This window comes from Phaeobacter italicus (assembly GCF_001258055.1).
In the GTDB taxonomy this organism is placed as follows: Bacteria; Pseudomonadota; Alphaproteobacteria; order Rhodobacterales; family Rhodobacteraceae; genus Phaeobacter; species Phaeobacter italicus.
The window spans coordinates 88,414-103,302 of sequence record NZ_CVRM01000031.1 but is presented as its reverse complement, the minus strand read 5'-3'; the positions used below and the strand labels follow the sequence as shown (position 1 = coordinate 103,302).

Sequence of the window (14,889 nt, the reverse complement as noted above, 5' to 3'; positions counted from 1 at the left end):
CAGCCTCCCGCTCTACTAAAGATCTGTAATATAACGTCTATTCCCTATTCACCTGGCGCTCAAGAAAATGCTTGATCTCAAGTTAGGTTGAGAAATTAGCCTACAGGCAATCGATCCAAACTGACAAGCATCGGAGCCTGATATGACTGTACGTCTTGAACACGCAAACATCACTGTGACCTCGCCAAAAGCCACCGCAGCCTGGATGCAGGATGTGTTTGGCTGGACCATCCGCTGGCAGGGGGAGGCAATCAACGGCGGCTACAGCCTGCACGTAGGCGAAGCCGACAGCTACCTGGCCCTCTACTGCCCGCCAGAGCCACTGGCAAAGGCCCCAACCAGCTATGGTGTAAACGGTGGGCTCAATCACATTGCCGTTGTGGTGGATGATCTGGATGCGGTCGAGACACGTGTGCGCGCGGCCGGTTTCACTCCCGGTGAGCATCACGATTATGAGCCGGGTCGCCGGTTCTATTTCCGCGACCGCGACAACATCGAATTTGAGGTGGTGGAATATGATGCTTGATCTTCTCTGGCACAGCAGTCGCCCCCGCCGCGTTCTGCCCTTTCGCATCGAACAGACCCAGTCCGGCACGCATCTGCAGTCCAACAGCCATATCAAGGCGCTTCGCGTCCGGCAGCCGATTGCTGCATCGCTTGGCAAGATGTTTGCCACGCTGCGCCGGTTTGATCCGCGACCACGGGTTTCGCGCCACGGCTGGACGGGCCGCAGACCCGTCCCACCGCATGGCTAGGCCCACGACATCCGGCACACACCAACGGTCAGGGCGGCAGGTTTTCGCCCTGCCACAACCACGGCTGACACCATGCCCGACAGCTGGGGGCAGACCGTAAGTCGGTGCAGAAATGAGGCGATTTCCGCCGGCCTAAGCGAAAACGCTGTGGACAGTGCCTCTGGCCCCCTTGCAATCGACCGCCAGATTAGGTCAGGTATTTGGGACACAACCGGTTTGTCCTGCTGCCGTCACGGCGGTGGGACAACCGGTTTTCCTATAGACGCGAACCGCCAGGGATGCTGGCAAAACCTGACACGCTATTCTGGACACAGACATGGAAAAGATCCCGATGACCCCCACGGGTCACGCCGCCCTTGAAGCAGAGCTGAAAAACCTGAAGTCGGTGGAACGCCCCGCCATCATCCAGGCCATCGCCGAAGCCCGAGAGCTGGGCGATTTGTCCGAGAACGCTGAATACCATTCTGCGCGCGAAAAGCAGTCCTTCATCGAAGGCCGCATCAAGGAGCTGGAAGGCATCCTGTCGCTCGCAGATGTCATCAACCCGGCAAAACTGAGCGGATCGATCAAATTCGGCGCCAAGGTGACTGTGGTTGACGAAGACACCGACGAAGAAAAAACCTGGCAGATTGTTGGAGAGCATGAAGCCAATATCGAAGCCGGTCTTCTCAACATCAAATCCCCTATCGCCCGTGCCTTGATCGGCAAGGAAGAAGGCGACAGCGTCGAGGTCCGCACCCCGGGCGGGGAACGTTCTTACGAGATCCTGACGATCGTCTACGCCTAAGGCGTCTACACCCGTTGATGCCCGACACCAGCATCGGGCATCAGCACATTTCATCTGGCCCGTTTCCGAGCAACCGTTATGACCCGTTCCAACGCCACCTCTGCACCGCCGCCAACCAGTGCTCTTGAGAGCCCACCGGATCGGCCGGTTATCGGCGGGATCGAGGCGGCTGCCATCGGCATCAGCGCGATCTGGTTCCTCGTGGTTGTTGCGATCTACGTGCTTGGCGGCGATAGCCAGACGCCTGCGCAGGAACCAGCCAGCTGGTCCGATCATGTGCTTCTGGCCTCCGCCATCCTGCTGCCCGCCTTGTTGATCTGGGTCGGCGCTGTGGCGCTACGCTCATCTCAGGTGATGCGCGATGAATCCCAGCGCCTGCATGCCGCAATCGACGGGATGCGAAAGACCTATATCACCCACGCCCAGCAAGCGGCCTCTGTCGCCGAACCTTCGGTCACCCAAAAGCTGGAGGAAATCGCTGCCGCGACCCGCAAGACGGAAACCGCGCTCGCCACATTCCAAACCAGCCGACGCGACCGTCCGATCCCGGGCATGGCGATGCGCCCCAACGACAGCAGCGAAGCAACCGATCAGGGGCTGTTGGCGCTCGGCACCACGGCAGAGGATATAGCGGCCCCGCTGCCCTCTGCCCAGCTGATCCGCGCTCTGAACTTCCCTGAAACAGCCGAGGACGAAGAGGGCTTTGCAGCCCTGCGCCTCGCACTTCAGGACCGAAAGGCCGCACAGGTCATCCAAGCGGCACAGGATGTTCTGACCCTGCTCAGCCAAGACGGCATCTATATGGATGACCTGCGTCCTGACATGGCTCGCCCGGAAATCTGGCGCCAATTTGCCCAAGGCACCCGCGGGCGCGCCGTGGCGGCTCTTGGCGGCGTGCGTGATCGCAGCTCTCTGGCGCTGACCAATGCGCGCATGAAACAGGATCCGATCTTCCGCGATGCCGCGCATCATTTCCTGCGACGGTTCGACCAGATGCTTGCCAATTTCGAGGAAGAGGCAACAGATGCCGATATCTCGGCCTTGGGCGAAACACGCACAGCACGTGCGTTCATGCTTCTGGGCCGGGTTGCCGGAACCTTTGACTAGCCTGCTGCTGCGCTACATGCCAAAGCTCGCATAGGGAATAAACCGAACGGGTGTTCCAGGCGTGATATCAACCGCCCCATCAGGCAACTCGACCAGCCCTTCGGCCCAGCTGAGTGAACTGACGCGACCCGATCCTTCGGATTTGAACACCTCGACCTGACCGTCGCGCAGGCGCGCGCGCAGATACTCGCGCCGCCCCGGTTTCTTGCGCTTGCTGAACGCGGCTGGCAGCTCAAATCCTTGCGGCACCTGCCAGTCCGCCCCAGCCATGAGCCCCATTGCGGGACGGGCAAAGATCAGCGTGCAAACCATAGCAGCAACCGGATTGCCAGGCAGGCCAAAGACCGGCGTTCCCTGCCACATCCCAAGGGCCAGAGGCCGCCCCGGTTTCAGTGCGATACGCCACTGCTCCATTGCGCCATGCTCGCGCAGGATGGCCGACATGTGGTCTTCATCCCCCGCAGAAGCCCCGCCGCTGGTGAGGATCACATCAACACGTTCCGCCGCAGCGTCCAGATGCCCCCGCAACACTGCCCGGTCGTCCTCTGCTTTGCCGAGATCAATGGGCTCGAATCCCATTGTCGCCAGCAAGGCCAGCAGCATGGGCCGGTTCGCGTCAAAGATCTGCCCGGCAGCGGCAGGCTCTCCCGGCTCGACCAGCTCATCACCCGTCGACAGCACACCAACGCGCAGGGGTTTGCGGACCGCAAGATGTGAGACACCCGTCGCCGAGGCCAGCGCCAGGTCCGCAGGGGTGACAACGCGGCCCTTGCTCAGGATCACATCGCCCTCTGCTGCGTCCTCACCGGCCTTGCGCGTGTTGGCCCCTTGTTTCAGCGGCCCGTTGAACGCGATTTTCGCACCATCACAGGTCACATCTTCTTCGAGAATGACCGTGTCCACCCCTTCTGGCAGGGCAGCCCCCGTCAGAATACGGATCGCATATCCCGCAGGCACAGCATGGTCGTAGGTTAGCCCAGCAGCCGCGCGACCAGCGACCAGCGGCAAGACTTGCGCCCCGTCCGCGGCAGGCCCGGCAAATCCGTATCCATCCACCGCGGTATTCGGTTGCGGTGGATTGGACCGCCGCGCGACGACATCTTCCGCCAGCACCCGTCCCAAAGCCAAGGAAAGCGGCAGGGTTTCAACCGCCGTGACAGGATGCAACCGATCCCTGAGATGAGCGAGCGCGTCATCCACAGGCGTCCAATCCACACCCGCAGGCAGGGCGAAACAATCATTTCGCAAGGGCGGCGGTGCTAGGGTCATGTCTGCCTCTGTTGTTGCCAGACGGGCCTGCCGATCCAGGAGCTGACCACACCCAGCGCCAAGGATCCATGCTTCTTCCTTGGCCTCGGAACTGGGCGCGTCGAAAAGGGTGGAAAACGCCCGTTCATCCAAGCCCGACAAGGCCTGCGACAAAAGCCTGACCTGCACCTTGTCGCGGATTTCTTCCGCCGCACCGTTCGCAAGCGCCTGCTTTACCGCCCCCTCGATCAATCCCGGCCAAACCTCGGCAAAAACCAGTTGCGCGCCGTCAATGTCCTGAAACGGCCAGACAGCGGCCTGATGGCGCTTGCGCAACCGCTCAAGCGTCGGCAACCCCATCAGGAGCTGGCTTCCAACCGTCGGGTTGAAGAACAACTGAAAACAGGAAGACGCGGCCTTGGCAACGAGATCCGTTTTGCGCCGCTCTGCCACGAGGTCATAGATGATCCCGGACTTGCGATAGGGAATTTCTGGCCAGGAGTCTTCGCTCGGCTTCCCCCAAAGAGGCCCCGCACCCGGAAAGGCGCGGTTGATTTCGGATGCCACAGCAAAGCGGTTATTCTGCCCCTTCTCGTCATCTGTAATGCGCTGCGACACCCACTGCCAAACCGCAAATGGGTCATCCTGTCCCGTCAGCTGCCTTGCAAATCCCTTGGGGTAGCCAAAGGGGAAATCAAACCCCGCCAGGACCTTTCTGCCCGCAGAACGTTCAGATGCAAAGAACATGTCCAACCAGGCCTCGGCTTCAAGCCGGGTACGACAGTAGACCTGCTCCACCGCAAGGCCCGCACGCGCAACGCCAAGCCAGATCGCATCCTTGCTTTCCTTCACAGGCTTTCGCGTCGCCGCAGACCAATCGGCGATGAGGACCGTATCAAACACTGTCAAAGCTCCAGTTCCTGCGCGATGAAATCCGCAATTGCTGCCGTATCGTCCAGATCAAAAACCGGTCGGTCCAGCTCCAGCGGGCTATCGCTCGCGACGGCACGGATACTGGTGTCCTTCGGCGCAATGAGCGGCTGACCTGCTTCTTGCCGGTGGGCTTCGATCTTGGGGTGGGCCTCTCGCTTGAACCCCTCGACCAGCACCAGATCCACGGGTCGCAGTCGCGCCAGCAACGACTCAAACGATGGCTCGGGCGCGCCACGCAGCTCTTGCATGATCGCAACCCTGTTGGGAGAGGCCAATATCACCTCGGACGCCCCCGCCGTGCGATGGCGAAAACTGTCGGTTCCGGGGTGGTCGACATCGGTGCTGTGGTGGGCATGTTTCAACGTCGACACCGACAGGCCCCGCTCGCAGAACTCGGCGACGAGCCGCTCCATCAATCCGGTCTTGCCGCAGTTTTTCCAACCGGTGACACCGTAAATCTTCATTTCAGCAATGCCTCGGCACGGGCCAGATCCTCTGGCGTGTTCACATTGAAAAACGGATCAAACGGCTCTGCCTCAAACAGCGCCTCGCGACCACCGTGCTGATCGGTCCATAGCACCACCTTGCGCAAGCCGTTCTGCAGCGCGCCCCGCAGATCCTCGCGCAGCTCCACAGGCCAAAGCCCGAACGTCGGGTGCCGATTTACACGACGCCCCCCGCCCGATTTCAGCGCCTCTTCGCTTGTGCGCGGAGTGGTCGCCAGCACCAACGGATAACGCTGCCCCTCAGCCGCAGCCAGCAGCCGCTCTGCCAGATCCTGCGGAAAGAATGGCGTGTCAGCCGCAACAGTAACGATGGACGACGCCCCCTGCTCAGCGGCCCAGTCGAGACCTGCCAGAACCCCCGCCAGAGGACCAGCAAATCCGTCAATCGTATCGGCAATGACCGGCAGGCCAAGATCATCAAACCGCTGTGGGTCGCCATTGGCGTTTAGCGCGAGACCTGCGACCTGGGGTGCGATCCGGTCGACCACACGGGCCAGCAGGCTTTCGCCCCCAACCTGAAGCCGCCCCTTGTCGCCGCCGCCCATCCGGGTGGCGAGACCGCCTGCGAGGATTACGCCGAGGGGTTGGGTCATTTGTGGCCTCCTTCACAGGCATAGGCTCCAACGAACAGCCATCTGCATCGCTGCACTATTCCTTGCAGCGCATCAGAGACGTCGGACACCCCGCTCAAGATAACTTTCCGTGATACCGATCTGCCCATGACAGAAACCCCGAACTCCGCCGCGACCGGTCCCCCAAAGCGGAACATGGCCCAGAAGGCCAGAACACTCAGGACGAAGAATGATCCAAAGACCATTAGCGCCAGGTCAAGCGGGCTGCGTGCGTGGTCGCTCATTCAATGCCCCTGCGTCCGGCAAAATGCCGGGCAGCGCCCGTCCGCCCCCATGGGCGGGCGCTTCGCTTCCGCCCGCGGAACGGCTCTGCCCTTTGGTTTATTGAACCAGTCATGTTCCCGCACTCTTCCGCCGGTGTTTCTTGTCCTCAACCGGCGCGTCCTTGGGGTCCATGTCGCGCACCAGCCGTTCCTCCCCCGCAAGACAGACGAAACGCTGGCCGCGCATCCGCCCGATGAGCGTCAGGCCCACTTCCTGCGCGATTTCCACGCCCCACGCGGTAAAGCCTGAACGGGACGCCAGAACCGGGATCCCCATCATCGCGGTCTTGATCACCATTTCGGATGTAAGCCGCCCCGTCGTGTAGAGGATTTTATCCGACACATCCGCGCCGGTGCTCTGGATCCAGCCTGCAATCTTGTCCACCGCATTGTGGCGGCCCACGTCCTCCATGTAGACCAGCGGTCGATCTTGCTGACACAGCACGGTGCCATGAATGGCGCCCGCCTCCAGGTACAGCGACGGCGTGCGGTTGATCTTGTGCGCCAGCGCATAAAGCCAGGAGGTCTTCACCTCCACCTCAGGCAGGCGCACATCCTCCAGCCCCTCCATCATGTCACCAAAGACAGTGCCGACCGCGCAGCCCGACGTCCGCGTCTTTTTCTGGAGCTTCTCTTCATAGGACGTTTCGATCTCGGTGCGCACCACTACCGTTTCCAGCTCTTCGTCATAGTCGATACCGGTGATCACGTCGTCAGCGCGCAGCATGCCCTGATTGCGCAGAAAGCCAAGAGCAAGATACTCCGGATAATCCCCAATCGTCATCGCCGTGACGATTTCCTGTCGGTTCAGATAGATGGTCAGCGGGCGCTCTTCGACCACGGAAATTTCAGCCACCGCACCGGTGTGATCAAGACCTTTGACCCGCCGGGTCAGCCGTGCGTTTGTTGGGTTCGGCGCGATCAGATACTCGGCCACAACCGCAGCCTGATCTGCGTTTTCATCCATCATCGCCAATTGCAAACCTCCACCCACAGGCCTATGCCAATTGGGAACAACCTAGGACCAGATCATGGCAATCACCACCACGAAATCGGCATTTTGGAAGGGGTTTCGCGACGGCGCGCCCTTCCTGTTGGTGTCGGGACCATTTGGGCTCCTGTTTGGCGTTCTGGCCGCCGAAGCAGGACTGATTGTCCCCGAGGCGCTGGTGTTTTCGCTCTCTGTCTTTGCCGGTTCGGCCCAGTTCACGGCCCTCCAGCTGATGCAGGAAAACACGCCGACACTCATCATTCTGGTCTCAGCGCTCGCGGTGAACCTGCGGGTGGCGATGTATTCCGCATCCCTCACCCCCTATTTGGGAGAGGCCCCGCTTTGGCAACGCGCCTGCGCCGCCTATCTGACGGTTGACCAATCCTATGCCCTGTCGATTGTTCAGTTCGAAAACAACCCGCAGATGACCCTGTCACAGCGGCTGGCGTATTTCTTCGGCACCAACGGCTGCGTCGCGCCCGGCTGGATGGCGGCAACATTCATTGGCGCACTTCTGGGCGCACAGGTGCCTGACAGCTGGGGCCTCGACTTTGTGCTGCCACTGGCGTTTCTGGCGATGGTCGGCCCGATGCTGCGCACACCTGCGCATGTGGTCGCCTGCTTTGCCGCCGTCGCGACCGCGTTGCCCGCGACCGCCCTGCCCTACAACCTCGGCCTGATCGTTGCGGGTATGGTCGGCATGATGGCAGGGGCACAGGCCGAACTCTGGATTGAACAGCGCAAGACAGGAAAGGACGCAGCATGACACAGGCCCCTGACCCCACGCTGCTGTGGACCATCATCATCGGACTGGCTGTCGGCAGTTTTGCCCTGCGTTTTGCATTCATCGGGCTCATGGGCGGGCGCACGATGCCTGCCTGGCTGATGCGGCATCTGCGTTATACGGCGGTTGCGATCATTCCCGCATTGGTCGCCCCGCTCGTTGCCTGGCCCACCCCCACTGGTGGCACCCCCAGCCTGCCGCATGTCGCGGTCGCAGTGGCGGTTTTTGCGCTCGGCTATCTGACCCGCAATGTCCTGATCGCGATGGGGGCGGGCGCCTGTGGGTTTCTCCTGCTGTTCCTGTTTCATTGACGTTGCGACGCATAACGCAAAACAAAAGCCGCAGGACGACCTGCGGCTTTGTCATTTCAAGCATCTCACCATCATGCTTCTTCGGGCGGGACGGTCAGCTGCCAGCGCCTGCATTCAAAAGCGCATTGTTCTTTTCCAACCCTTCTTTCAGGTCCGCGCTGTCATTTTCGCGGTAAACTTGGGTGGAAACACCCGGAAGGGCTGCAAACTGTTCGGATAGTTTGCCGGGATAAAACGTGGTCTCGATCGACTCGAACCCCGGAATCTGCGCCAGAACAGACGAGGTCGCATTCGAGCAGAACGCCCCCGCAACACGGCCGTTGCGCGTCACCAGTTGATAGGCGAGCTGCGCTTGCTCCGGGCTGACCTCAACGGTTTGAACAACGACGTGATGGGTGCTGCGCGCATGTGACCCGCGATAGGCACGTTCAACCGCAGGCGTGATCCCGTAAAGGACATCATCACGCTCCGGCACCACATCAGCATAGAAAGATCCGGCAGGATCGAAAATCACCCGCTCAGAGGCATTCACCATCAGGGAGGTATGCGCGCCCTGACCCGTGCGGTTGTTGATCATGGTATAAAGCGTCAGCGACGGCGGGCCGTCGTGACGATAGGCCACTCTCTGCAACGTGGCATCATCTGCGTTGGGCTGTTGCGGCGCGGCACAGGCCACCAGCGCACCACACAGCAGCACCGCTGCAGTGGTGCGCGTCAGGCCAGCCACAGACCGGGCCCCCAGACGCCCCAGGCGATCCGAACCGGCCACGCGATCAGGTCGCGAAGATCGCCAGGAATACGGTAAAGATCGCCACTGCAATGCAGAAGCGCGTGGTGAATTTCAGGAAGCCTTCATAGGTCTTTTCCTGAACAGTGATGTCCATCGAACCGTGCTTGTGTTCAGCCATGTGTCCATTCCTATTCGCGTATGTTTGCTTGCTGGATACTGGATTTCGCCGCCACTGTCACCACGTCAATCGGGCGCATCCCTGCCAAAACTGTCGCGGTTTTGGCCTGCGCAGGTGGGATACCCGTACCCCCAGCGCCACGAGAGCCCGCTGCAGGGCCCACCTGCGAATCGAACAGCGCCGTAGACGGCTTTGCTGACAGTCCGGGCAAGCAGTGGATTGTCCTGCAATTGCGTCTCTACGCAGCGGCGCAGGCTCTGATCGGCGTCAAGGCGCGCCTGATAGCTTTGGACGGAGTCCCTGGCCTGTCCGGCAGCGTGATAGCTGCGATCGTGACGGATGCAGCAATGCTCAAACGGAGGGCCGTTGCCAGACCGTGACAGGTGTCGCCACAACTGGGACAACCCGCCGCTGCAGCCATCGGTCGTGAATGGCGAGGGTTCGTACCCCTGCGCCGCCATCACATCGTCCAGCAGCTGATACGCCGGGGCCTCCAACTGGCCCAGCCAACTGTCCTGTCCCCAGGCGACATCTGCTAGGAAACCACAGATCCCCGCGACCAGCACAGCTGACTTCACCCGTCTGACACGCTCAGCTCTCAGGCGCATCGCTCTCCAGATCAGAAACAAGCCGGAACCCGATCCGGTTGGCAGGCGCGGCTTCGTTCTGCTTTGGCAAGGCGCGCAGCATCACATTCAGTTGGCTCACGTGTTGCACCAACTGGGTGCGCGCGCCGCTGGTGTCAGAGCCGTAGTAGGTGATCATGTCGGGATCAAAATAACCCATGCCTTCGATCCGCATCACACCGGCGTCGCCACCAGCAAAACCCATCGCGACCTCGTGTTCGCTGTCCAGCTGCTCTTCGAAATTCTGGATGTATAGGATCAGCCGTTCATAGGCCCAGCGAGCCGGGCTCTTGCTTTCAACCGGCTTTTTCAGCTGCTCTGGCAGGGGCTTCAGCGGATGGCAGGCTTCTGGGTCTGAATGGACCTCGTGAACACATGGCAGGATCGCATCTTCTGCCGCTTCTGCGCTGGTTGCGATTTCATCGGACATGGTGTCTCCCCCGGTGACGGGGCAGATCACCCCTTACGCTGATAAAGCCAGGCCCCGTCATCCCGTCGGACGCGATCCACCTGACCGATATGATACAGATGATTTACATGGGCCACCGCCTCTACCAAGGCAAGACCATATTCCCCCGCACCAATCTTGCGCTTGAACAGAGGCGCAAAACACTCTGCCGCGCTGCGGGGCTCGTCCAGATGGTCAAGAAGCCGCGCAAGGGCTCCGTGATGATTGTCAATCAGCTGCGCCATGCGGTGTGGCAGACCAAGAAAGGGCAGCTTGTGCCCGCCCAGCGCAAGGTGATCGGGCCGCGCAAGCGGCGCAAGCCGTTCGCAGGCTTCCAGCCATTCAGCCACCGGGTCAGCCATTGGTTCGGTCGCGTAGACCCCGATATTGGGGCTGATCGAAGACAGGATCTGATCACCTGTGATCACCAGATTGTCATCGCGACTCCAGAATGTTGCGTGCTCTGGTGCGTGGCCGTTGCCCATGTGGATGTCCCAGTCGCGACCAGCCATACGCAACACGTCGCCCTGTTTGATGCGGGTAAACCCTAGCGGCATCGGATAGACCGTATCGGCAAAATTGAACGGCCGCTCTGCCACCCGTGCGTCATAGATCGCGGGATCCATACCCGCGCTGCGGTAGAACTCCAGCGTCTCTTCTGGCCAGCTTTCCTGCACATCAAGCGTCAGCATCCGCGCAAACAACCAGGCGGTGCGCGTCGTCACCAGTTCTGCACCATGTTCAGACTGAAACCAGCCAGCATTGCCGACGTGATCGGGGTGGTGATGCGTGACGACAACCCGCCTCACAGGCTTGCCGCCAAGCGGACCAGCCATCAGCCGCTCCCAGATGCGGCGGGTTTTGTTGGACGACATGCCGGTGTCAACAATGGTCCAGCCATCACCATCGTCCAGCGCGTAGACGTTCACATGGTCCAGCTTCATCGGCAGAGGCAGGCGCATCCACAGAACGCCGTCGGCCACCTCGATGGCCTCGCCCTCAGCGGGCGGTTCGCTCCACGGGCCGTCGGGGCGTTCGCTGCTCATCCGTCAGCCAGTTCATCCAGGGTCAGTGCGCGCGCGCCATCTGCACCCGCCTGCGCATGAGCCAGCAGGGCTGCGTGCTCTGGCAGCATCCGGTTGATGTAGAAGCGGGCCAATTTCTCACGTGGACCACCGACATCTGCCATCGCAGCCGCCAGATGATAGTGCCCGCCCAAGACGCGTGCAAAAGCATGCAGATACGGAACTGCCCCCGCGAAACGTTCGTCCATATTGCCCTGCGCCGTAAGCCACTCTGTCGCCTCGCGCAGCGACTCGCAGGCCTGCCAGACCGCTTCGGCCATGTTTGGATGGGTGGTGCGGGCCCGTTCGGCCTGCTCTTCGATCTCATCGATCAGACGGTGCGCCATGTCACCGCCGTCCATCATCTTGCGCCCCACCAGATCCATCGCCTGAATGCCGTTGGTGCCTTCGTAGATCGCGGTCACACGGACGTCGCGGTAGAACTGCGCTGCGCCGGTCTCTTCAATAAAGCCCATGCCACCGTGCACCTGCACCCCGGTTTCTGACACGCGCATCCCGGTTTCGGTGCCAAAAGCCTTGGCAATCGGCGTGAGGAACGCCGCCCGCGCAGCCCAGTCCTGCGCACCGGTTGCCGTCTGCATGTCGATAGCCTGCGAACACGCCAGCAGAATCGCGCGCGCAGCGAACAGATCGGCCTTCATCTCCATCAGCATCCGGCGCACATCGGCATGATCCACGATGGTGCCAGAAGCAGACTTGCCCTGTTTGCGCTCCAGTGCGTAGGCCAGTGCCTTCTGATAGGCCGCGCCTGCAACGCCCACGCCCTGACCCCCGACACCCAGACGGGCGTTGTTCATCATGGTGAACATCGCCGCGAGACCACCACCCGGCTTGCCAACCATCCAGCCGATGGCGCCGTCATACTGCATCACACAGGTCGGCGAACCATGCAGACCCATCTTGTGTTCCAGGCTCACGACTTTCAGCGAATTGGCTTTGCCGGGGTTGCCCTCGGCATCCGGCAGGAATTTGGGCACCAGGAAGAGAGAAATCCCCTTGGTCCCCGGCACCGCATCGGGCAGACGTGCCAGCACCAGATGGCAGACGTTCTGGGTGAAATCATTGTCACCCCAGGAGATATAGATCTTCTGCCCGCTGATGGCATAGGTGCCATCGTCCAGTGGCTCCGCCTTGGAGCTGAGCGCCCCCACATCAGAGCCTGCCTGAGGCTCGGTCAGATTCATGGTGCCAGACCACTCGCCCGAGATCAGCTTGGGCAGATACAGTTCTTTCAGGGCGTCACTGGCGTGATGCTCCAGCGCCTCGATCTGGCCTTGGCTCATCAGCGGGGCCAGCTGCAGCGAAAGGCACGCACCCGACATCATTTCGTTCACGGCCGTGGTCAGGGTCATCGGCAGGCCCATGCCACCGAAATCCTCTGCCGCACTCATGCCGATCCAACCCCCTTCAGAGATCGCCTGCCAGCCTTCTGCATATCCCGGAGAGGTGCGCAAAACGCCGTTCTCCAGATAGGCTGGCTGCAAATCCCCGCCTCTGTTCAACGGGGCCATCACCTCATCACAGAACTTGCCCGCTTCGGTCAGGATTGCGGTCACGACATCGTCGCTCGCTTCGCTGAACCGATCGGTCGCGGAAATCTCGCTGTAGCCAATGATGTGATTCAATAGAAACTGATACTCGGGAACGGGGGCACGGAAGGTCATGTCTGGCCTCTTTCAGAGAGAGCTGTTCGGGGCAGCTTGGCATCATTGCCCCGAGCCTTTATGTTGAACGTCTTGTCCGATTACCTAACCGGGCCCTTTTTTCAAGCAACCAAAACGCCGCGTCACCAGCCATGTCCAACTCTCCCACCCGCATCCTGACCGCTCAGCCGCAGGATATTCGTCAGGCTGCAGCGCTCTTGCAGGATGGACAGCTGGTCGCGTTTCCCACCGAAACGGTATACGGGCTTGGCGCGGATGCCCGTCAGGGAGAGGCCGTCGCCGCGCTTTATGCGGCGAAGGGACGACCCAGCTTCAACCCGCTGATTGCGCATGTTCATTCGATTGAGGCAGCAAAACGTCACGTCATCTGGACAGAGACCGCCAACAAGCTGGCAGAGGCGTTCTGGCCCGGCCCGCTAACACTGGTGCTGCCCCTGCGAGACGGGCATGACATCTCGCATCTTGTGACCGCGGGTCTTGAAACTCTTGGCGTGCGCATTCCCGCCCACCCTGCGGCCCGCGCCCTTTTGTCGGCTTTGGACGGCCCCGTTGCGGCCCCTTCGGCCAACCCATCCGGACGGATCAGCCCGACAACAGCGGCACATGTTGTCGCCGGTCTGGACGGGCGTATTGCGGCCATTGTCGATGACGGCCCCTGCGGCGTAGGCGTGGAATCCACCATCGTCGGGCTGTCGGGTGAGACACCCATTCTGCTGCGCCCCGGCGGGCTCGCTCAGGAAGATATCGAGACGGTGCTGGGTCACCCGCTGCAGCTGCGCGATGCGTCGGATCCTCTGACCGCGCCGGGGCAGTTGCTGTCACATTACGCCCCACGCGCCAAAGTCCGGCTGAATGTCACCACACCGGATCCGGCAGAGCTGTACCTTGGGTTTGGCACGATGTCCTGTGACCTGAACCTGTCTGACAGCGCTGATCTGGTAGAGGCGGCCGCCAATCTGTTTGGCCACCTGCATCAGCTAGATGCGATGGACAAACCGATCGCCGTGGCCCCGATCCCCGAGCACGGACTGGGCGCGGCAATCAACGACCGCCTGCGCCGCGCCGCTGCACCGCGCTGACCCCAGTCGACCGCATTGGGCCGATTATCAGGCGTGGCCCGCGCTTGTGGACAACGTCAGGGGGTCCACACCGATCTCCCGCAGCGCCGCTTCCCATTTTTCGTGGTCCGCCAGCTCAAACACAAGATCCGGCGTTGCTGGCGCGTTCAGCCAGCCATTAAGCGCGATCTCCGATTCGAGCTGCCCTGGCCCCCAGCCCGCATAGCCAAGCATGACCAGCTTTTGCGCAGGCCCCTGCCCGGCGCCGATATCTTCAAGCACATCAACTGTTGCAGTCATCGAAAACCCATCCGACACCCGCAGAGAACTGACGTTTGATTGATACTCGGGCGAGTGCAGTACAAATCCCCGCTGTGTCTCAACCGGGCCACCAAATCTGACCGGCTGATTGCCGTCGGTTTCATCCGCGACGCTGATGTCGAGCTGTTCCAGAAGATTGGACACGGCAACACCCGCCGCAGGTTTGTTCACAATCAGACCCATCGCCCCGGTATCGTCATGAGAACACAAAAGAATCAGTGAATGTTCAAACCGGGGATCCCCGATGCCTGGCATCGCTATCAGTAGTTGTCCGGAAAGATCCATCTGCACCTGTATTCCTTGTTGTGGAGGTGGGTTGGCGTAACGCCAGTTCCCTTTGCTCTTTATAATAAGATGGCGCGCAGCCTTTGCGTGTTCAAGGCCAAGTCTGTTTCTGTGTCGCGATCACCCGCCCCTGACCGTATCGTGACTTGGCTTTTACCTTCTGAATGCGCATCTATT

Annotated in this window: 19 protein-coding genes; 7 read left to right on the top strand and 12 right to left on the bottom strand. The window is 61.0% G+C overall.

Annotated elements, in window-relative coordinates; all coding sequences use genetic code 11:
- The first annotated feature begins 142 nt into the window (after positions 1–142).
- The 4 genes from NIT7645_RS11830 (at position 143) to NIT7645_RS11815 (ending at position 2,649) form a co-directional block, all read left to right on the top strand.
- The gene (locus tag NIT7645_RS11830) at positions 143–526 is read left to right on the top strand and encodes a VOC family protein (protein ID WP_008559832.1); all 384 of its coding nucleotides are present in this window, start codon (positions 143–145) and stop codon (positions 524–526) included.
- Positions 516–755: a hypothetical protein gene (locus tag NIT7645_RS11825; protein WP_037302574.1), complete on the top strand. Its 240-nt coding sequence runs from the start codon at positions 516–518 to the stop codon at positions 753–755. The genes NIT7645_RS11830 and NIT7645_RS11825 overlap by 11 nt, the downstream gene beginning before the upstream one ends.
- Before the next feature lie 316 nt (positions 756–1,071).
- Positions 1,072–1,542 (top strand): transcription elongation factor GreA, encoded by a 471-nt coding sequence (greA, locus tag NIT7645_RS11820; protein WP_008561504.1) that lies wholly within the window; start codon positions 1,072–1,074, stop codon positions 1,540–1,542.
- A gap of 78 nt (positions 1,543–1,620) precedes the next feature.
- The gene (locus NIT7645_RS11815) at positions 1,621–2,649 is read left to right on the top strand and encodes a hypothetical protein (protein WP_008559860.1); all 1,029 of its coding nucleotides are present in this window, start codon (positions 1,621–1,623) and stop codon (positions 2,647–2,649) included.
- A gap of 12 nt (positions 2,650–2,661) precedes the next feature.
- Here NIT7645_RS11815 and NIT7645_RS11810 read toward each other — a convergent pair whose 3' ends face one another.
- The 5 genes from NIT7645_RS11810 to fdhD all read right to left on the bottom strand — a co-directional run bounded on the left by NIT7645_RS11810 (position 2,662) and on the right by fdhD (position 7,198).
- Positions 2,662–4,806: a molybdenum cofactor synthesis domain-containing protein gene (locus NIT7645_RS11810; protein WP_050687188.1), complete on the bottom strand. Its 2,145-nt coding sequence runs from the start codon at positions 4,804–4,806 to the stop codon at positions 2,662–2,664.
- Positions 4,803–5,294 carry a molybdopterin-guanine dinucleotide biosynthesis protein B gene (gene mobB / locus NIT7645_RS11805; protein ID WP_008561127.1) on the bottom strand — a complete coding sequence of 164 codons (492 nt, stop codon included), beginning with the start codon at positions 5,292–5,294 and terminating at the stop codon, positions 4,803–4,805. The genes NIT7645_RS11810 and mobB overlap by 4 nt, the downstream gene beginning before the upstream one ends.
- A complete protein-coding gene (gene mobA / locus NIT7645_RS11800) occupies positions 5,291–5,929 on the bottom strand; it encodes a molybdenum cofactor guanylyltransferase MobA (protein ID WP_050687186.1) in 639 nt (212 codons plus the stop codon). Before mobA ends, mobB begins: the two co-directional genes overlap by 4 nt.
- The gene (locus NIT7645_RS11795) at positions 5,926–6,192 is read right to left on the bottom strand and encodes a hypothetical protein (protein WP_037302575.1); all 267 of its coding nucleotides are present in this window, start codon (positions 6,190–6,192) and stop codon (positions 5,926–5,928) included. Before NIT7645_RS11795 ends, mobA begins: the two co-directional genes overlap by 4 nt.
- 109 nt (positions 6,193–6,301) lie before the next feature.
- Entirely contained in the window at positions 6,302–7,198 is an 897-nt protein-coding gene (gene fdhD / locus NIT7645_RS11790) for a formate dehydrogenase accessory sulfurtransferase FdhD (RefSeq protein ID WP_173644465.1), read from the bottom strand.
- 64 nt (positions 7,199–7,262) lie between these two features.
- Between fdhD and NIT7645_RS11785 the strand changes: the two genes are divergently transcribed.
- Both NIT7645_RS11785 and NIT7645_RS11780 read left to right on the top strand, forming a co-directional pair.
- Positions 7,263–7,988 carry an AzlC family ABC transporter permease gene (locus tag NIT7645_RS11785; RefSeq protein ID WP_008559956.1) on the top strand — a complete coding sequence of 242 codons (726 nt, stop codon included), beginning with the start codon at positions 7,263–7,265 and terminating at the stop codon, positions 7,986–7,988.
- Positions 7,985–8,317 (top strand): AzlD domain-containing protein, encoded by a 333-nt coding sequence (locus NIT7645_RS11780; protein WP_008561718.1) that lies wholly within the window; start codon positions 7,985–7,987, stop codon positions 8,315–8,317. The genes NIT7645_RS11785 and NIT7645_RS11780 overlap by 4 nt, the downstream gene beginning before the upstream one ends.
- Positions 8,318–8,411: 94 nt before the next feature.
- Here NIT7645_RS11780 and NIT7645_RS11775 read toward each other — a convergent pair whose 3' ends face one another.
- The 6 genes from NIT7645_RS11775 to NIT7645_RS11750 all read right to left on the bottom strand — a co-directional run bounded on the left by NIT7645_RS11775 (position 8,412) and on the right by NIT7645_RS11750 (position 13,048).
- Entirely contained in the window at positions 8,412–9,044 is a 633-nt protein-coding gene (locus NIT7645_RS11775) for a hypothetical protein (protein WP_008559722.1), read from the bottom strand.
- 46 nt (positions 9,045–9,090) lie between these two features.
- Positions 9,091–9,225: an aa3-type cytochrome c oxidase subunit IV gene (locus tag NIT7645_RS11770; protein WP_008562087.1), complete on the bottom strand. Its 135-nt coding sequence runs from the start codon at positions 9,223–9,225 to the stop codon at positions 9,091–9,093.
- Positions 9,226–9,290: 65 nt separating this feature from the next.
- Positions 9,291–9,833 carry a hypothetical protein gene (locus NIT7645_RS11765; RefSeq protein ID WP_242656101.1) on the bottom strand — a complete coding sequence of 181 codons (543 nt, stop codon included), beginning with the start codon at positions 9,831–9,833 and terminating at the stop codon, positions 9,291–9,293.
- Positions 9,817–10,281: a DUF6173 family protein gene (locus NIT7645_RS11760; RefSeq protein WP_008561494.1), complete on the bottom strand. Its 465-nt coding sequence runs from the start codon at positions 10,279–10,281 to the stop codon at positions 9,817–9,819. The genes NIT7645_RS11765 and NIT7645_RS11760 overlap by 17 nt, the downstream gene beginning before the upstream one ends.
- Positions 10,282–10,307: 26 nt before the next feature.
- Positions 10,308–11,345 (bottom strand): MBL fold metallo-hydrolase, encoded by a 1,038-nt coding sequence (locus NIT7645_RS11755; RefSeq protein ID WP_008561686.1) that lies wholly within the window; start codon positions 11,343–11,345, stop codon positions 10,308–10,310.
- On the bottom strand, positions 11,342–13,048 hold the full coding sequence (locus NIT7645_RS11750) for an acyl-CoA dehydrogenase family protein (RefSeq protein WP_008562176.1): 1,707 nt from the start codon (positions 13,046–13,048) through the stop codon (positions 11,342–11,344). Before NIT7645_RS11750 ends, NIT7645_RS11755 begins: the two co-directional genes overlap by 4 nt.
- A gap of 131 nt (positions 13,049–13,179) precedes the next feature.
- Between NIT7645_RS11750 and NIT7645_RS11745 the strand changes: the two genes are divergently transcribed.
- Complete coding sequence (locus tag NIT7645_RS11745) at positions 13,180–14,127, top strand: L-threonylcarbamoyladenylate synthase (RefSeq protein WP_008561741.1); 948 nt, start codon at positions 13,180–13,182, stop codon at positions 14,125–14,127.
- A 27-nt stretch (positions 14,128–14,154) separates the two neighbouring features.
- Here NIT7645_RS11745 and NIT7645_RS11740 read toward each other — a convergent pair whose 3' ends face one another.
- Positions 14,155–14,712, bottom strand: coding sequence for a YqgE/AlgH family protein (locus NIT7645_RS11740; RefSeq protein WP_037302578.1), 558 nt, complete (start codon positions 14,710–14,712; stop codon positions 14,155–14,157).
- Between the last annotated feature and the right edge of the window lie 177 nt (positions 14,713–14,889).